This is a genomic window from Pseudoalteromonas sp. SG43-7 (assembly GCF_014164295.1).
Taxonomy (GTDB): Bacteria; Pseudomonadota; Gammaproteobacteria; order Enterobacterales; family Alteromonadaceae; genus Pseudoalteromonas; species Pseudoalteromonas rhizosphaerae.
Window position 1 is genome coordinate 51,437 of the sequence record NZ_JACJEY010000013.1, and the last position, 16,387, is coordinate 67,823.

The window sequence follows — 16,387 nt, forward strand, 5'->3', positions numbered from 1 at the left end:
CGAAAAGCAATGGCCTGTAGCGTGTTTATCTACCAAAAAAACATACACCCATATTGTCAACAAACCAAGCTTCTAGGCGATTTAAATATATAACCTCAAAATTGAATTTGGGATCATCTTAATTATCAATACACAAGTCCATCGTATAGCACTCTTTGTTAATGACACTTACGAGTTTATCTGACCCCAGAATAGTCAATATCTAATAACAGGAAATATATCTGTCGAATACATTATTAACTCAGTGAGCCCCCCCTTTTAAGGAAGATAAAAAAGGGGGAGAGTACAAAACTCCCCCCCGCAGAAACAGCTAACCTTTAAAGCACAGGTAAGGTGATTTTGCCTGTAACAATTTCAGAACTGCCTTTTACAGCATACTCATAACCAAAAGTAACATTATTTTTACTGCTTAATTGATTGTCATCAAGATTTTCTATTTGATAAGTATTATTTGATAACTTATACCACTGACGATCAGGAAGACTTGTGTAGAAATCAACAGAGTAGTCATCAATTAAAATAGTTTCATTAACAGCAACTGAAACTGTATTAATCTCGCTAATATTTATGTTGCCATCAGATACAATTGTGCTCTCAATTAGTGCAGGATTTACTTTTCCATTGGCTGTATAGCCTAGCAAATTAACTTTAAAATGACTTAAGGTTGCTATTGATGCTGGTAAGTAAAGACTACCATTGTTTGATTTACGCTTAAAACCAACATCTTCATTAGCTGTATTCTTAAGTACTATAGTTTTGCCGTCAGTTAATCCGTTATTATTATCCCAACGCAATTGATTGATATCAAAAGGAGATTGATCTGCAATACGAAATGAGCTTGCGGCTGAGATATTCACGACTTCACCTGTAGACTTCACACTGACTTTTTCAATGTTATACTCATAATGACCGCCGACAAGAGGAGCGGCTGGTGACAGAGTAACAAATGTATCGTTATATTTAAGCGATGAGGTAAAAGGAACAGAAACGTCATTAAACGAAATTTGCGTTACGCCTTGTGCAATAAAATCGTTTTCATCATCAGTACCTTTAACAACCGTTATTTGACGTTTCTTAATTAATGACGCAGCACTATCAACTAACTCAATAGGCGCTTCCATAAACATATAGAAGTTTTGAGATGTTTCATCTGCTATGGCACTAACAACTCGCGGCCTAGAGGAAAACGACGATACTCTTGGCTTTATTACTAGTGATAAAACACCATCGTCTAGTTCATAAAAACGATTTAAATTATTAAAGCTTGAGTTAGTAACTGACACCCCACCATTTGTAGCATAAAGATTTACTTCACCTGTATCATAGCGATTACCTGAACTATCTACGAAACTAGGTAAAAGTAGTTTCATCTTTGAACTACCATTATATTCAAAAATATACTCTTTACTATCAGCATCGAAAGTTGCTGGCGTTCCTTTAGTAAGATTTTTTAATGAAACAAAGTTCAAATTATCAAATGTATTACCAAGTTCATTAATTACTGAAACACGGACTTCAAACTTTGCGTTTTCAGCTGTTTTAGAAACATACAAAGTATTTCCGTTGGTTAACTCGCTTATATTAATTTGGCTAATACTGTCTGACTGATTGTTATAACTAAAATCATCAACAGCATCATTGTCAACATCAAGGTCCATTGATAGCAGATCAGTAAAACCGGCTACTTTAGCAATAGAGTACATACCAGTATCTGCATTATAGGTAGAACGAATAAAATGTTCATTACGATTCGAAAATTCATTGTACATATTAAATGCAGTGGAAATACTGTAACTAAATTCAAGCCCTGCTACAGGTGTATTTTCACCATTAAGCAGTACTTCAAACTGCACAGTTTCAGCACTTGAAACTTCTAAACTTCCCAATTGAGCTATACCGTAATTCGTTTTACCGTAAAAAGCACGCTCCTGAAAAGAACCATCAGCACTGGAGACAAGCAGAACAAAGTCAGAGTTTTTTGGAAGCTCATTTAATTCAAATAAACCGTTTGAAACAGCGACAGGCTCGCTCCAGTCATTACCAATTTTAATTGATACTTGGGCATTATTAACAGACTCACCTGTTAATAAGTGTTTAACTGATCCAGTTAAAGTTACACTTTTTAGCTCAGCTTGAGCATCAGTATTATTTTCAATAGCAGCTACGATATCGTCATTATTATCTTCAACTTCTAGGCAACCAGAAAGGAAAAAACTAGATGAAATAGCAAGTGCAATAGCAGATTTTCTTAACATTTAAACTCCATGTATTTATTATTTTTACCCAGATTAGGCTCATGTGAAGTATACCGAAGCACTTGCTTATAACGCAACAATACAATCCCAAATCAGGGGCTTAAGTATCTGAACATAAGATGAATTGTCTATTTATCCCCCACAACCAACTGGATTGTTTGTTTTTATAGCAATTAATGTATAAAATCGACTGTCCATTTAATATAGAAAATAACATTAGCAATAAGTAAAGTTAAAGTATTCATAGTAAGTAATTTAACTACGAAGGATAACAGTCAAAGAATTTTTTAATAACCTTTTCACTTCACATTTTAATCTTTATATTTTATTTATTTCGACTCGATTTCGCCCATTACTTTTTGCTTGATAAAGCGCTTGGTCAGCTTGCGCCAGTAACCTGTCATAGTCATTAACTGCCAATGAATCTGCGACTCCAAAACTAACCGTTACCGATAACCCGCTAGCTATGTTTGAAAAATCGTAGTTTGCAATTTGCACACGTAATTCTTCACATAATTGAGCGGCTTGTTGCGCGGTTTTATGAGGGAATAGTAATGTAAATTCTTCACCTCCCCAGCGAGCAACTTGACTATCATCACTCTCATTGAGCTCTCCTAGTATATGAGCAACTACGCAAATTACACGGTCGCCAACAATATGTGACCACCCGTCATTAATTCGCTTAAAATGGTCAATATCCATAATCGCAATAGCCAGAGGTGAATCATGTTGCTTAAAGTCAGCAAAATTATCCGCGAGCCAACAATCAAAGGCACGACGATTTGGCAAATCAGTTAGTTGATCATGGGTTGCTTGATGAGCAAAGGCATCTGTTTGTTGTTGTAGATCATTAGTTTGTTGCTCAACCCGCTTGATCAGCTCGATTTCTATTTTTTTATAATGATAAAGTCGGTATCTATAAAGCCCGTAGACCAATGCTAATAAACCGATAAAAACCATGATCTTAAAAGTAGTTTTTTGCCAGAAATATGACTGGATCACAAACGTTAAGGTTTTATCATTATCTTGCCATTGCCCATTAGGGTAGCCAGAACGTACTTTGAACGTGTACTTGCCCGGTGGTAAGTTAGTATATTCTGTAATACTGAGTTGATTACGGTTAACCCACACATTGTTATAGCCAGCCAATTGGGTCTGATAATTCAATCGATGGGGCATAATAAAACTTAAGCCCGCATAATGAAAAGAGAGCCGCGAAACACCCAGCGGTAAAATGATTTCCTCATCTTGCTGCACTAAGGGGGTCATTTTGCCATCTACATACATGGCCTCAATAATTGTCGGTAATGTCTTCTTTGTAGCTTGCTTTAATCGTTCAGGGACGATAGTACTTGCCCCTTGCGCTGTAGCAATCCAAATACTGCCATCTTTATGCAACACCGCAGCAGGATTAGACCCGCCATTAGCCTGGGCGCTAAGCATGCCGTCTCCTTCATCATATAGCTGATACTGGATTGGCAACGTATTATTTTGTGCTAACTGGGCGAGTCGCTGTTTGACTTGCTGTTGATTAACTTGGATCACACCGCGATTACTAGATAACCAAAACGAATCTCCCTGTGCCACAACTTGAAACAGCTTATCAACTGGCAAGCCTTGTTCACGCCCAAGAATACTCATCTCTCCGGTTGGGATATGACACCGGACAAGACCACGGTCTGTCGCCATCCAGATATATTCAGATTCAGCATAAAAACCAAAAGCATATTCAGCATCAAAATGGGCTGGAAATACTTTAGCCGTAAACTTTTCTAAACTTGGGCTAAAAAAAGCCACCCCAACGCCAGTTCCAATCCATACATTGCCATAATTGTCTTCGCTAAGGGCTATAATAAAATCACCAGGTAAACCATCTACACTTGAAAACTGCTTCAGTGATCCATCCACATCTATTCGTGTCAATCCTGCTGCGGTTCCTACCCATAAGCGCCCTGCACTATCAAATAATAACGCCCTGACCTCATTGCTGGCTAAGCCATTTTTACGATCTAGAACAGGATAAGCTTTACCATTGATAATCCTCATCAAACCTGATGTATAAGTCCCTAGCCAAATATGTCCTTGCGCATCCTCAGCTAAACTTAAAACCGATAACGAATCATTCCCATAAGCAGCAGGGAATGTGTTTACTTTATTATCTTCAATACGGTTTAAACCTAGGCTGCCGCCTACCCATAAGCTACCATCTGAATGGGACAGCACGGTGCGAACATAGTCCCCTGTTAAACCGCGTTTTGTGGTCCAAGTTGAAAAAGCAGCTTCACGCAATCGGTACAAACCGCCATTTGTGCCAACCCAAATACTATTTTCACGATCTTGTAATAGCGATAAAATCCGATTGGCTGGTAAACCAGCGTCAGCATCAAGTTGTTCAAGTCCTAACGGGCTTAATCGAAACACCCCTTTATTGATCGTACCAAACCAAAGATCATCATGATCATCTTGTAAAATACTTGAGATAGCCTCATCTTTAAGCTGAGCATGAATACTGACAAAACGGTTGTTCACCTGCTTCCATGCGCCTTGTTCACTGCCTACAATGAGTTCACCTTGGCGGGTCAAATACAAGGTGTATATTGGACTTTGTGGTAAACCTGAATCGGGAGTAATTAATCGCGCTGTTTTATTATTAATTTGATACAAGCCTTTGCTGGTTGCAGCCCAAATCATACCGGCTTTGTCTTCTATTAGGCGATAAGCACTGAAGTTTTCTAAAATCGCCGTGTCCGGCGCACTATCAAACTCTCGATATACAACACCTTGGCCCTCAAGAGCTAACCAAGTTTCATCGGAAGGTGTTTTTAATACATGATTTACCATCGCAGTGGCATTAGGCTTAGCGTGCCATTGCCCTTGATATAAATGACTGATCCCACCTCGGGCACCCACGATATATAAACCGCCATCAGCTTGTGGGGCTAAACTACGTAAACCAGAATCTGGTAAACCAGTTATTTCCGTGCGTGTAAATAGTTTAAACTCACGGCCATTAAATCGGGCTAATCCTTCCCATGTGGCAATCCATATATAGCCATCATTTGTTTGCACCACACTATTGATACTATTGTGAGGCAAACCAGAACGGGTATTCCAAGTTTCGGCAAAGTAGTCATTAAGAGGTAAACGGGTTTGCTCAGCAGCAAAGCTGCTAAAAACAACAAAAAAGAAAAAGCAAAGACCTAAACGAATCATTATACTAAACGCCTTCGTAATTATGGCGAGCTAACAACTTAGCATTAACGCAAATTAAATAGATAATGATTTACTAGTAGTTAATTATCATTATATTTTTTGTATAGGAATTATACTAACATAGTCTGAGTTTTATTTTCATTAACTAAATAACACAATTCGTTTACGACTACGCTAAGCACACAGAGCGTCTATGCTTTGCTGCAGCTGGTCAATAAACTTCGCTACATGTAAACCATCCATCAATGCATGGTGCACATCTATTGAGATAGGCAATGTCCCCTTTTGCGCATCAAACTGTCCAAACACTAATTTAGGAATGCCGAAATGATTACCTTGTGTATGTGCGTGAGAGAAGCTTGTAAAGTTCAACCACGGTAAAACCGAAATATGGATCAAATCAGTCTGACCTTCGGTTTGCGCAAAAGCAGTTGAGAATAATGGCTGTTGCTTTGCAGCTAAGCTAACTTTATTTGCATGCACTTGAAAGTCGTTAAACGTAGCTTGTTGTGAAAAATAGCTAAACCTAAAGGTATCATCATCAGCAAGCTCTACAACACTGGCACGTTGAGCAGCTAGTTGCCAAGGTACACCGTCAATGATCCTCAGTAACATTGGTTGATAAGCATTGCTTGCCTGCAATGTCGCATAGATATAGGCATGAAAAAAAGAGCATTGCTGTGATTTACAATACTGATACAGCGCCCCCATATCTAATTGTACACATACATTAAAATAAGGTTGCGTAAACTCTTTAAACAGTGAGAAATGTTGTTGGCGTGGCCATGTGGCTAAATCGATGGGCGTCATATCTTTAGAAAACTATACAAGTCAGGATGACCGTATCGTGAGGGATTTACTGAATAATGTAAAGGCGTGCAATTGCACGCCTAAACGCGTTTATTATAAACCGTTTTCGATTATCTCTTGTGCGAGTTCGTCTGCGATCAAATGCGTTGATTTTTGCTCTTTCTCACTTCGCGAAAAAATTTCAGTTAAGGTTTTGAAAATCCCCTCAACATGTTTATTTGATGCCTCAGCACTGTAACCTTCTGGCGCTGTTTCATAATAAACATTAATAATACCACCTGCGTTAATCACATAATCTGGTGCGTATAAAATACCTTTTTCACGAATGATCTCACCGTGGCGAGACTCGGCTAATTGGTTATTTGCACAACCAGCAATAATTGTCGCTTTAATGCGTGGAATAGTCGCATCATTTACTGTTGCACCAAGTGCACACGGTGCATATACATCGACATCAAGGTCGTATATTTCATCAATGCCTACAGCAGTCGCAGTAAAATCATTCACGACTCGATCAATTGCCACTTGGTTGATATCAGTTACAAACAAGGTCGCACCCGCGTCATGCAAATGTTTACATAAGCCATAAGCAACAGCGCCTAAGCCTTGTACTGCCACTTTAATGCCACTCAAGTCTTGGTGACCACGTTGATGTTGTAACGCCGCTTTAATTCCTAAAAATGTGCCATACGCTGTAAATGGTGATGGGTTACCACTTTTACCTTCAAGGCCTAATACATAGTTAGTTTCTTTATTCATAATAGCCACATCATCACAGGTGATGTTTACATCTTCAGCAGAATAGTAACTACCATTTAAGCGCTCTAATTGGCGACCAAATGCACGGAATAACTGTTCAGACTTAATTTCTTTGGCATTACCAATGATCACAGATTTACCACCACCAAATGGTAAACGTGCTACCGCATTTTTGTAGGTCATACCCTTTGATAAACGAAGCGCATCGACAACAGCGTCGTCATCACTTGCGTAATCCCACATTCTGCAACCACCAACAGCAGGACCTAAATTAGTATTATGAACGGCAATAATTGCACGAAGGCCTGATTCTTTATCTGAACAAAAAACCACTTGTTCGTGGTTATCAAAATCAACTCGATTGAACACAGCCACTTTATCTTACTCCGAAATTTGTAACCCGTGAGAGGGTATGCACGCTGAAATTGCCGAGACTCTACCACTTCATATTACAGCTTGCCACTATATGAGATGATAAAACCTATCAATATAAGACGCTGTAATAAATAAGCTAATTTATCGCAATTTTAAACATTTTAAATTCAAAAAAAGTTACTTTTTAGAATAGCTAATTAACTTAACTAAAAATATAGCATGATAACGTTTACGTGAACGTCAATTTGAATATTATTGTAAAGTTTAAATTACAAGGCAATAAACAGCAACAAGAGAGTAATGATGGGTGTTTGCGGGAGATTAGGTGGTTTACATCCAACTGGTCAGAGCTGATAAGCGGTATCTGAGAAGACTCAAATACCGCATAATAAAGCGAATACTTATTTTAACTTAGCGTCTAACTCTGCAATTTTAGCTTTCCAAATTGCTGGGCCTTGGGTATGCGCATTTGCGCCTTCACTATCCACTGCGACAGTGACTGGCATATCTTCTACTTCAAATTCATAGATAGCTTCCATACCTAAATCTTCAAATGCCACTACACGGGCTTTTTTGATTGCTTTAGATACTAAGTAAGCTGCTCCACCTACGGCCATCAAATACACAGATTTATTGTTTTTGATAGACTCAACTGTTGCAGGGCCACGTTCCGCTTTACCAATCATGCCAATTATGCCAGTTTTTTCTAGCATCATGTCAGTGAATTTATCCATCCGAGTTGCTGTTGTAGGACCTGCAGGGCCCACTGCTTCATCACGTACCGCGTCAACTGGGCCAACGTAGTAAATAAACTTATTGTCAAAATCAACACCTGCTGGTAACCCTTCACCAGAATTGATCATATCTTGCAGACGTTTATGCGCTGCATCACGACCAGTTAATATAGTCCCTGACAGTAATACTGTTTCGCCCATTTTCCATTCATGCGTATCTTCTTTAGTTAGCGTATTTAAGTCAACACGACGCGTACCCTCACCCACTTCAAATGTGACTTCTGGCCAATCTTCAAGTTTTGGCGCTTTTAAGTTTGCAGGACCTGAACCATCTAATGTGAAATGTACATGGCGAGTCGCCGCACAATTTGGGATCATAACCACAGGTTTTGAGGCCGCATGAGTCGGTGCGGTTTTTATTTTCACATCAACCACTGTTGTTAAACCGCCAAGGCCTTGTGCGCCAATACCGAGCTTATTTGCGCGCTCAAATATTTCTAAACGAAGTTTCTCTTCGGTGGTTTCTGCGCCACGTTCCATAAGCTCATGGATATCAACTGGATCCATAAGTGATTCTTTTGCCATTACTGCGGCTTTTTCTGCCGTTCCACCAATACCTATACCTAGCATGCCTGGTGGACACCAACCAGCGCCCATGGTCGGCAAGGTCTTTTCGACCCATTCAGCCACATCATCAGATGGATTAAGCATCACCATTTTACTTTTATTTTCAGAGCCGCCGCCTTTTGCTGCCACCATTACTTCAACATTGCCGCCTGCCACTAAATCAATGTGCACGACCGAAGGCGTATTATCTTTGGTGTTTTTACGGCTACCTGCAGGATCTGCAACAATAGATGCACGCAATGGATTATCTGGATTCAAATAAGCACGACGCGTCCCTTCGTCAACCATTTGCTGTACGGTTAAATCTGTTTTGTCCCACTTAACATCCATACCTACTTTCACAAAACAGGTAATAATACCTGTGTCTTGGCACAAAGGACGTTTGCCTTCTGCCGACATCCGCGAGTTAATTAAAATCTGCGCAATGGCATCTTTTGCCGCTTTACTTTGTTCTTTGTTATAGGCTTTTTCGAGCGCTTGAACAAAATCAAGTGGATGATAAAACGAAATATACTGCAATGCATCTTCAATGCTATCAATAAAGTCTTGCTGACGAATTGTACTCATAGGGGTTCCTTAAATTACCTTTACGTGAGAACACGTAAACTAGGCCAAACCAGTGACGGTGGTTTGTACAGCGCTTAGGCAACGTCACTAAACGCTGCCAAAAAATTATAACTTATGATACCCTCCTAGCCCGTTTCGAGCCAGTTCTTCAGGGTAAAAAAATAGATGATAAAGCAACAAAAAACCTGTATTCAATTAGACATTTCGCTCAACTGCCTAGAGGTTTTCGCCTATTTTGCCCATTTACCTTATGCCGTGCTGCTGGATTCAGCCAACAGCGACCATATAAATAGTCGTTACGATCTGATTGCTATTGCACCAAAAATGCGCCTCGAAGTTAAAAATAACCACACGTTTATTGATGACAAGGCAACTGAACAAGATTGTTTTAGCATTATTAAAGCACAGCTAAATACTCTAGATAGCAGTAAAACTCAGCCTAACCTACCTTTTAGTGGCGGCTGGCTCGGGTATTTTGGTTACGACCTTGGCCGAGTCATTGAAAAACTTCCCAGCCAAGCTATCGATGATATCGATATGCCACAACTAGCTATTGGTCTCTATCTGGATGCACTTATCTATGATAAAAAGCTGCACAGTTGGTTTTATGTCGCACAGCCTGATGTTGATAGATCAGCAATGTATCTACAGGAGTTAGCTCACGCCTCTCCAATTACCTCGCCATTTGAAATCACCCGAGGCTGGTCATCAAATATGAGCCGCGCACAATACAGCGCTAAGTTTGCAAGAATTCAGGGATATTTAAAAAGTGGCGATTGTTATCAAATAAACTTAGCACAGCGTTTTACAGCGCAGTATCAAGGCTCACCGTGGCATGCTTATTGTACTTTGCGCGAAGCTAACAAAGCACCATTTTCAAGTTTTATTAATCATCCTGATGGCGCTATTTTATCTATTTCTCCTGAGCGCTTTATTGCCATTAATGATAATCAGGTTGAAACCAAGCCAATCAAAGGAACGCTGCCACGGTGTCTTGATAAAAAAGAAGATGCGTTACAAGCAACTCGATTACAAAATTCAGCGAAAGATCGCGCTGAGAATGTGATGATTGTTGATTTACTGCGCAACGACTTAGGTAAAGTTGCCAAACCTGGTACCGTGCAAGTCCCGTCACTCTTTGCGATTGAAAGTTTTCCTGCAGTACACCACTTAGTCAGTACCGTGACAGCGCAGTTAGCTGACGATAAAACTGCGGTTGATCAGTTGTATGCTGCTTTTCCGGGAGGGTCAATAACCGGTGCACCCAAAATTCGTGCGATGGAAATCATTGAAGAATTAGAACCGCATCGGCGCAGTATTTACTGTGGTTCAATCGGTTATTTAAGCGCTTGTGGCAATATGGATACCAGTATTACCATCCGAACTTTAGTGTGTCACAAACAACATATTTATTGTTGGGCTGGCGGCGGCATTGTTGCTGATTCACAAGTGGATTTGGAATACCAAGAAACTTACGATAAAGTAAATAAAATCTTACCTTTATTGAAGTAACCTGTGTGAATAGCAAACAGCTTATGGCTCGTTTTCAGCTAACTGCGCCTGCCAATGAGTATATACAGCCAGCTGATAAGAGACATTTTAAACAACGTCCCCAACGAGCCAGTGCCGTTATGTTACCACTGATTGATATAGATAACAGCGCGCACATATTACTATGCAAACGCCCGATGTTCTTAAATCACCACCCTGGGGAAATTTGCTTACCCGGTGGTAAGCATGAGTTGAGCGATGCAAACTTACGCCATACTGCACTGCGTGAACTTAGTGAAGAGCTAAATATCGCCCCATCAAATGTCACTGTCATCGGTCAATTAAGCGATTATTCTACTCTTACCGGCTTTACGATTACACCGTTTGTTGGTGTATTAGCCCCAGATACACATTGGCATGCAGACCAAAATGAAGTGGCCGCCAGTTTTTTGCTGCCCGTCAGCGCACTCGCTGATGTAAACAATTGGCAACCCTTACCTTTTCATCGCTTTGGCAAAACGATTACTTTACAAGGTTTTTCAACTCCTTACGGACTACTTTGGGGAGCTACTGCTAGCATTATTAAAAACTTTACAAAACAGCTTGCCATACCAGTATAAATCTCAATTGCAAAGGGTTACAAGGGTACAATTACGCGTTATTATGTGCGACCGTTCAAAGGCAGCAATCGTGCTGAGTAAAAGTAGAGTAAAGTTATTATGATCAGTGCATTCGATATGTTTAGTATTGGCATTGGCCCGTCATCATCACACACCGTCGGCCCAATGCGCGCATCGCGTTTATTTGTTAACGAACTACAACAACAAAACTTGTTAACCGATGTCACCAGCATTAAAGTTGAGCTATATGGCTCATTGGGACAAACAGGTATCGGCCATGGTTCAGGCAAAGCAGTTATCCTCGGACTTGCGGGTTATGATCCGGAAACCATTGATGCCGATTTAGTAGACGATATTCTCGCTAAAATTGAAAATGAACAAGTGATCCACTTAAATCAAGTGCATCAAGCAAAGTTTCCAAAACAAGGAGCGATTGTATTCCACCGTCGTAAAACTTTGCCAAAACACTCAAATGCAATGGAGATCATTGCTTTTAAAGGCGACGAAAAACTCCATAGTAAAGTTTACTATTCAATTGGTGGCGGTTTTATTGTTACCGATGAAGAATTTGAAAACGAAAAACAAGCTGCGCTCACTGTCCGTGAAGAAAATCCAGCCCCCTTTCCATTTGGCAGTGCCAAAGAATTATTAGAAATGTGTAAGGAGTCAGGCTATAGCGTATCAAGCTTGATGATGAAAAATGAAAAAACCTTACGCACAGAAGATGAAATAAAAGATGAACTATTCAATATTTGGCAAGTAATGAAAGCCTGTATTGAACGCGGTATGCGCACCGAAGGAATTTTACCTGGTGGTTTGAAAGTTAAACGTCGCGCCCCTAGCCTGTACTTAAAGCTCAATATTGAAGTCAGCAATGACCCCCTACGCGCAATGGACTGGGTGGATTTGTTTGCCCTTGCTGTTAATGAAGAAAACGCTGCAGGTGGCCGTGTAGTTACAGCCCCAACTAATGGCGCAGCAGGTATTTTACCTGCGGTATTAATGTACTACCACACATTCATTAAAGAAATAGACCGCGATATTGCAACTCGTTATTTATTAACTGCCGCTGCAATTGGCATCCTGTATAAAAAGAATGCCTCAATTTCAGGTGCTGAAGTTGGTTGCCAAGGCGAAGTTGGCGTCGCATGTTCAATGGCTGCTGGTGCACTGACTGAAATTGTCGGTGGCAGTGTATTACAAGTAGAAAATGCCGCTGAAATTGGCATGGAGCATAACTTAGGGTTAACCTGCGACCCTGTCGGTGGATTAGTACAAGTGCCGTGTATTGAACGTAATGCGATGGGAGCTATCAAAGCAATTAATGCATCGCGTTTGGCTATTCGTGGCAGTGGCGAGCAAAAAGTATCATTGGATAAAGTTATTAAAACCATGCTTGATACTGGTAACGATATGAAAACTAAATATAAAGAAACCGCTCGCGGTGGCTTAGCTGTAAATATAATTGAGTGTTAAGTTTTATAGTCATTAAAAAAGCCGCAATATGCGGCTTTTTTGTTTTCAAAAGATTAAAGTCACTTAACCGGTAACTCTATATCTTCAAACAGCTTATCTACGTCATCTTGATTACGTAGTAAACTCGCTCGCTCAACCCGCTCTTTGGTCAAATGTGGTGCAAAACGCTCTATAAAATCATACATATACGTACGTAAAAAGCTGCCTTTTCTAAAGCCAATTTTAGTGGTGCTGGCTTCAAATAAATGGCTTGCATCAATACACACTAAATCGGTATCTGCAATTTGATCAATCGCCATTGATGCTACAACACCCACACCTAAACCTAAGCGTACATAGGTTTTAATCACATCGGCGTCAGTTGCTGTAAATACAATGTGTGGTTCAAGTCCCTGCGCATTAAATGCTTTATCAAGTTCTGAACGGCCAGTAAAACCAAATACATAAGTAATAAGTGGATACTGGGCAATATCGGCAACGGTCAGCGACTCTGCTTTTTTAGCTAGTGGATGGTCTTTTGCCACCACAATACTGCGATTCCAGTGATAGCAAGGTAACATTACTAAATCAGAGTATAAATGCAGTGCTTCAGTGGCAATTGCAAAATCAGCATCGCCTCGAGCAGCAGCATCAGAAATTTGCTGCGGCGTACCTTGGTGCATGTGCAATGACACCGCAGGGTACTTTTTCATAAATCCTTGGATCACACTTGGCAGTGCATACCGTGCTTGGGTATGTGTGGTGGCAATATTCAACTTACCTTGATCAGGTAATGTATGCTCATTTGCAACCGCCTTAATACCCTCTACTTTAGAAAGGATCTCACGGGAAATATTAATTATTTCAGTGCCCGCGCTGGTAACGTGGGTTAAGTGTTTTCCACTTCGCCCAAAAATCTGCACGCCCAACTCATCTTCCAACATACGTACTTGCTTAGAAATACCTGGCTGTGAGGTAAACAAACTTTCAGCGGTTGCTGAAACATTAAGTTTATGATTTTGGACTTCGACGATGTATCTGAGTTGTTGTAATTTCATGGCTGCATTTTTTAGTGTAGTTATACTGCTTATTTATAAATGCTACATCGCGTCAAGCCAAGTTTTTTCTGATTAACAATAGAAAAAGGCTGTCTGGAATCGTATTTATAAGGTTATTTGCTTAGGCTAGCATAATCCCTCGTCTTGAGGTAGCCATCTTTTGAGCTGACGCGCAAAATGAAAAAATATCATACGCAGATAGTAATAAATGATGAGAAAGTGAATTCTTTTTTACATAAGCCGCGCAAAACTATCCCGTTAGCATATATTTAATGTAAGATTATAATTATTAGCTTGTGAAATTTGAGACCTAAACCATGATCGTTTCTATTATTATTATGTTGATTGTTGCACTGATTGTCATTGCCCTCTGGGTCAGTGCGGTACAACAGCATAAAGAGAAACAAGAAACAGAACGCCGTAAAGACTTAACCAAACAAAAAAAAATCATTGAAGAATCAGAAGATGTTCTAGTAAATAGCGCCAACATACCTATGTCAGAACATATTTTACGTATTCTGCAACGGCGTATTCATGATGCGTTAGCAGCAATGGTGCAGCTATCTCCTAATTCAAAAGAGTTAAAGAATCGCTTAAAAGAAGCCAATGAACGTTTAGGGAACTCAATCGACACCGCTAACTCAGAAAACTTAGTGTTACCCGATAACGACAAGCAATTAATAGCACTTATTCAAGGTATCAAGAAAGTACGTGCAGTGCTTCGCTCAGAGCATGGTAAAGGAAAAGTAGACAGCCAAATTTTTATTGCTGAAGACAAGCGCTTAGAAAAGCTCCAATTACGAATTAATATTGAAAGCCAGATTAAACGAGGTATCTCAGCGCGCTCTGCGAATATGGTCGGTTCTGCACGCCAATACTTTGAAAAAGCGTACGCAACTGTATCAGCAGTAGCTTATAGCGACGATTATATAACTACAAAACGCCAAGAACTCGAAGGTTATTTAGAAGCAATAAGCACCGACCTTAAAGCCTCCAATGCAACTGCACTGAAGAAAAAAGCAGAGCAAGAACAAGATGATTTAGACGTGCTTTTTGCACCAAAGAAAAAGTGGTAAACCACTTTTTCTTTGTATTAACTTAGGATAAAAACGCAAATTTTATCACAAACATCGCTGTCAATATCCACACACTGATGCTTACTTGTTCTCGTTTACCACACAATACTTTAACAGCTGTATAAGAAATAAAGCCCAGTGCAATGCCATGAGCAATGGAGAATGTTAGCGGCGTCATCAGTAATACCACACTCACTGGAATGGCATCTGTCATATCATCCCAATTTACAAACTTGAGGTTTTGTAGCATTAGCACCGACACGTATAAAATAGCTCCCGCAGTTGCATAAGCTGGCACCATTTTCGCCAAAGGTGCAAAAAACATCATCAATAAAAAGCACATTCCTACAACCACAGCTGTAAGTCCTGTTCTGCCACCCACAGACACCCCTGCAACTGACTCTATATATGAGGTTGTGGTCGAAGTGCCCAATACTGAACCGGCAATGGTTGCGGCACTATCAGCACTTAATGCTCGTCCTAAACGTGGCATATTACCTTTTTCGTCCGCTAAGCCTGCTTTTTGAGTTACCGCAACTAAAGTGCCTGATGTATCAAATAAATCAACGAACAACAATGCAAAAATGACGCTAAGCATTGACAACTCAAATGCCGCTGAAAAATCAAGTTGCATAAAAGTAGGCGCAATTGAAGGTGGCATAGATATCACGCCTTGATACTCTACCAAACCCAGACTTAGCGCGATCACAGTTACTAATAAAATACTGATCAAAACACCGCTTTTAAAATCACGATAAAGTAGCGCTGCAATAACAAAAAAGCTAAAAATAGCCAACAATGGACCGGCAGCCGTTATATCACCCAGCTGCACTAATGTTGCAGGGCTGGCCACAATGATCCCGGCATTTTTAAGCGCAATTAACGCTAAGAACGCTCCAATTCCTGTTGCAATGGCTTGCTTTAACACCAATGGAATAGCATTAATTATCCACTCCCTGACTTTGAACAAACTCAGGAACAAGAAAATACAGCCCGACATAAACACAGCCCCTAATGCTGCTTGCCAGGTATAGCCCATACCTAATACAACACCATAAGTAAAGAAGGCATTAAGCCCCATACCAGGAGCCAAAGCTAACGGATAATTTGCCCAAAAGCCCATGATAAAGCAGCCAATAGCGGCAGCAATACAAGTTGCCACAAACGCAGCACCTTGATCCATACCAGCTTCAGCCAACATAGCAGGGTTGACAAACACAATATAAACCATAGTAATAAAGGTAGTGAGACCAGCAATACATTCGCGGCGCACAGTCGAGTTGTGGTCGCTAATTTTAAATAACGCGTCGAGCATAAGTGAGTTTCATTTTAGATGACAATAATTGC

The 16,387-nt window shown here is 40.2% G+C and carries 11 protein-coding genes; 4 read left to right on the top strand and 7 right to left on the bottom strand.

All coding sequences use genetic code 11. The features are described 5' to 3' along the window. Positions 1 to 317: 317 nt before the first annotated feature. The 5 genes from H5200_RS08070 to H5200_RS08090 form a co-directional block, all read right to left on the bottom strand. On the bottom strand, positions 318 to 2,255 hold the full coding sequence (locus tag H5200_RS08070; RefSeq protein WP_149982837.1) for a hypothetical protein: 1,938 nt from the start codon (positions 2,253 to 2,255) through the stop codon (positions 318 to 320). 318 nt (positions 2,256 to 2,573) lie between these two features. After that, positions 2,574 to 5,468, bottom strand: coding sequence for a ligand-binding sensor domain-containing diguanylate cyclase (locus H5200_RS08075; RefSeq protein ID WP_182761284.1), 2,895 nt, complete (start codon positions 5,466 to 5,468; stop codon positions 2,574 to 2,576). 174 nt (positions 5,469 to 5,642) lie between these two features. Then, the gene (locus H5200_RS08080; protein WP_182739940.1) at positions 5,643 to 6,278 is read right to left on the bottom strand and encodes a CatA-like O-acetyltransferase; all 636 of its coding nucleotides are present in this window, start codon (positions 6,276 to 6,278) and stop codon (positions 5,643 to 5,645) included. A 93-nt stretch (positions 6,279 to 6,371) separates the two neighbouring features. After that, positions 6,372 to 7,412, bottom strand: coding sequence for a Glu/Leu/Phe/Val dehydrogenase (locus H5200_RS08085; RefSeq protein ID WP_182718436.1), 1,041 nt, complete (start codon positions 7,410 to 7,412; stop codon positions 6,372 to 6,374). A gap of 401 nt (positions 7,413 to 7,813) precedes the next feature. After that, positions 7,814 to 9,340: a fumarate hydratase gene (locus H5200_RS08090; RefSeq protein ID WP_145241038.1), complete on the bottom strand. Its 1,527-nt coding sequence runs from the start codon at positions 9,338 to 9,340 to the stop codon at positions 7,814 to 7,816. Positions 9,341 to 9,505: 165 nt separating this feature from the next. Between H5200_RS08090 and pabB the strand changes: the two genes are divergently transcribed. From pabB to H5200_RS08105, 3 genes are all read left to right on the top strand, one after another. Further along, positions 9,506 to 10,852 (top strand): aminodeoxychorismate synthase component I, encoded by a 1,347-nt coding sequence (gene pabB / locus H5200_RS08095; RefSeq protein ID WP_182761285.1) that lies wholly within the window; start codon positions 9,506 to 9,508, stop codon positions 10,850 to 10,852. Positions 10,853 to 10,875: 23 nt separating this feature from the next. Further along, positions 10,876 to 11,451: a CoA pyrophosphatase gene (locus tag H5200_RS08100; RefSeq protein WP_182761286.1), complete on the top strand. Its 576-nt coding sequence runs from the start codon at positions 10,876 to 10,878 to the stop codon at positions 11,449 to 11,451. 99 nt (positions 11,452 to 11,550) lie between these two features. After that, a complete protein-coding gene (locus tag H5200_RS08105; RefSeq protein ID WP_145241045.1) occupies positions 11,551 to 12,927 on the top strand; it encodes an L-serine ammonia-lyase in 1,377 nt (458 codons plus the stop codon). 59 nt (positions 12,928 to 12,986) lie between these two features. Here the strand turns inward: H5200_RS08105 and cysB are convergent, their stop codons facing one another. Continuing rightward, a complete protein-coding gene (gene cysB, locus H5200_RS08110) occupies positions 12,987 to 13,964 on the bottom strand; it encodes an HTH-type transcriptional regulator CysB (protein ID WP_145241047.1) in 978 nt (325 codons plus the stop codon). A gap of 317 nt (positions 13,965 to 14,281) precedes the next feature. Here cysB and H5200_RS08115 point away from each other — a divergent pair, with 317 nt between their 5' ends. Further along, positions 14,282 to 15,040 (top strand): hypothetical protein, encoded by a 759-nt coding sequence (locus H5200_RS08115; protein ID WP_149982843.1) that lies wholly within the window; start codon positions 14,282 to 14,284, stop codon positions 15,038 to 15,040. 22 nt (positions 15,041 to 15,062) lie between these two features. Here H5200_RS08115 and H5200_RS08120 read toward each other — a convergent pair whose 3' ends face one another. Next, entirely contained in the window at positions 15,063 to 16,355 is a 1,293-nt protein-coding gene (locus H5200_RS08120; RefSeq protein WP_182718438.1) for an NCS2 family permease, read from the bottom strand. Positions 16,356 to 16,387 lie beyond the last annotated feature (32 nt).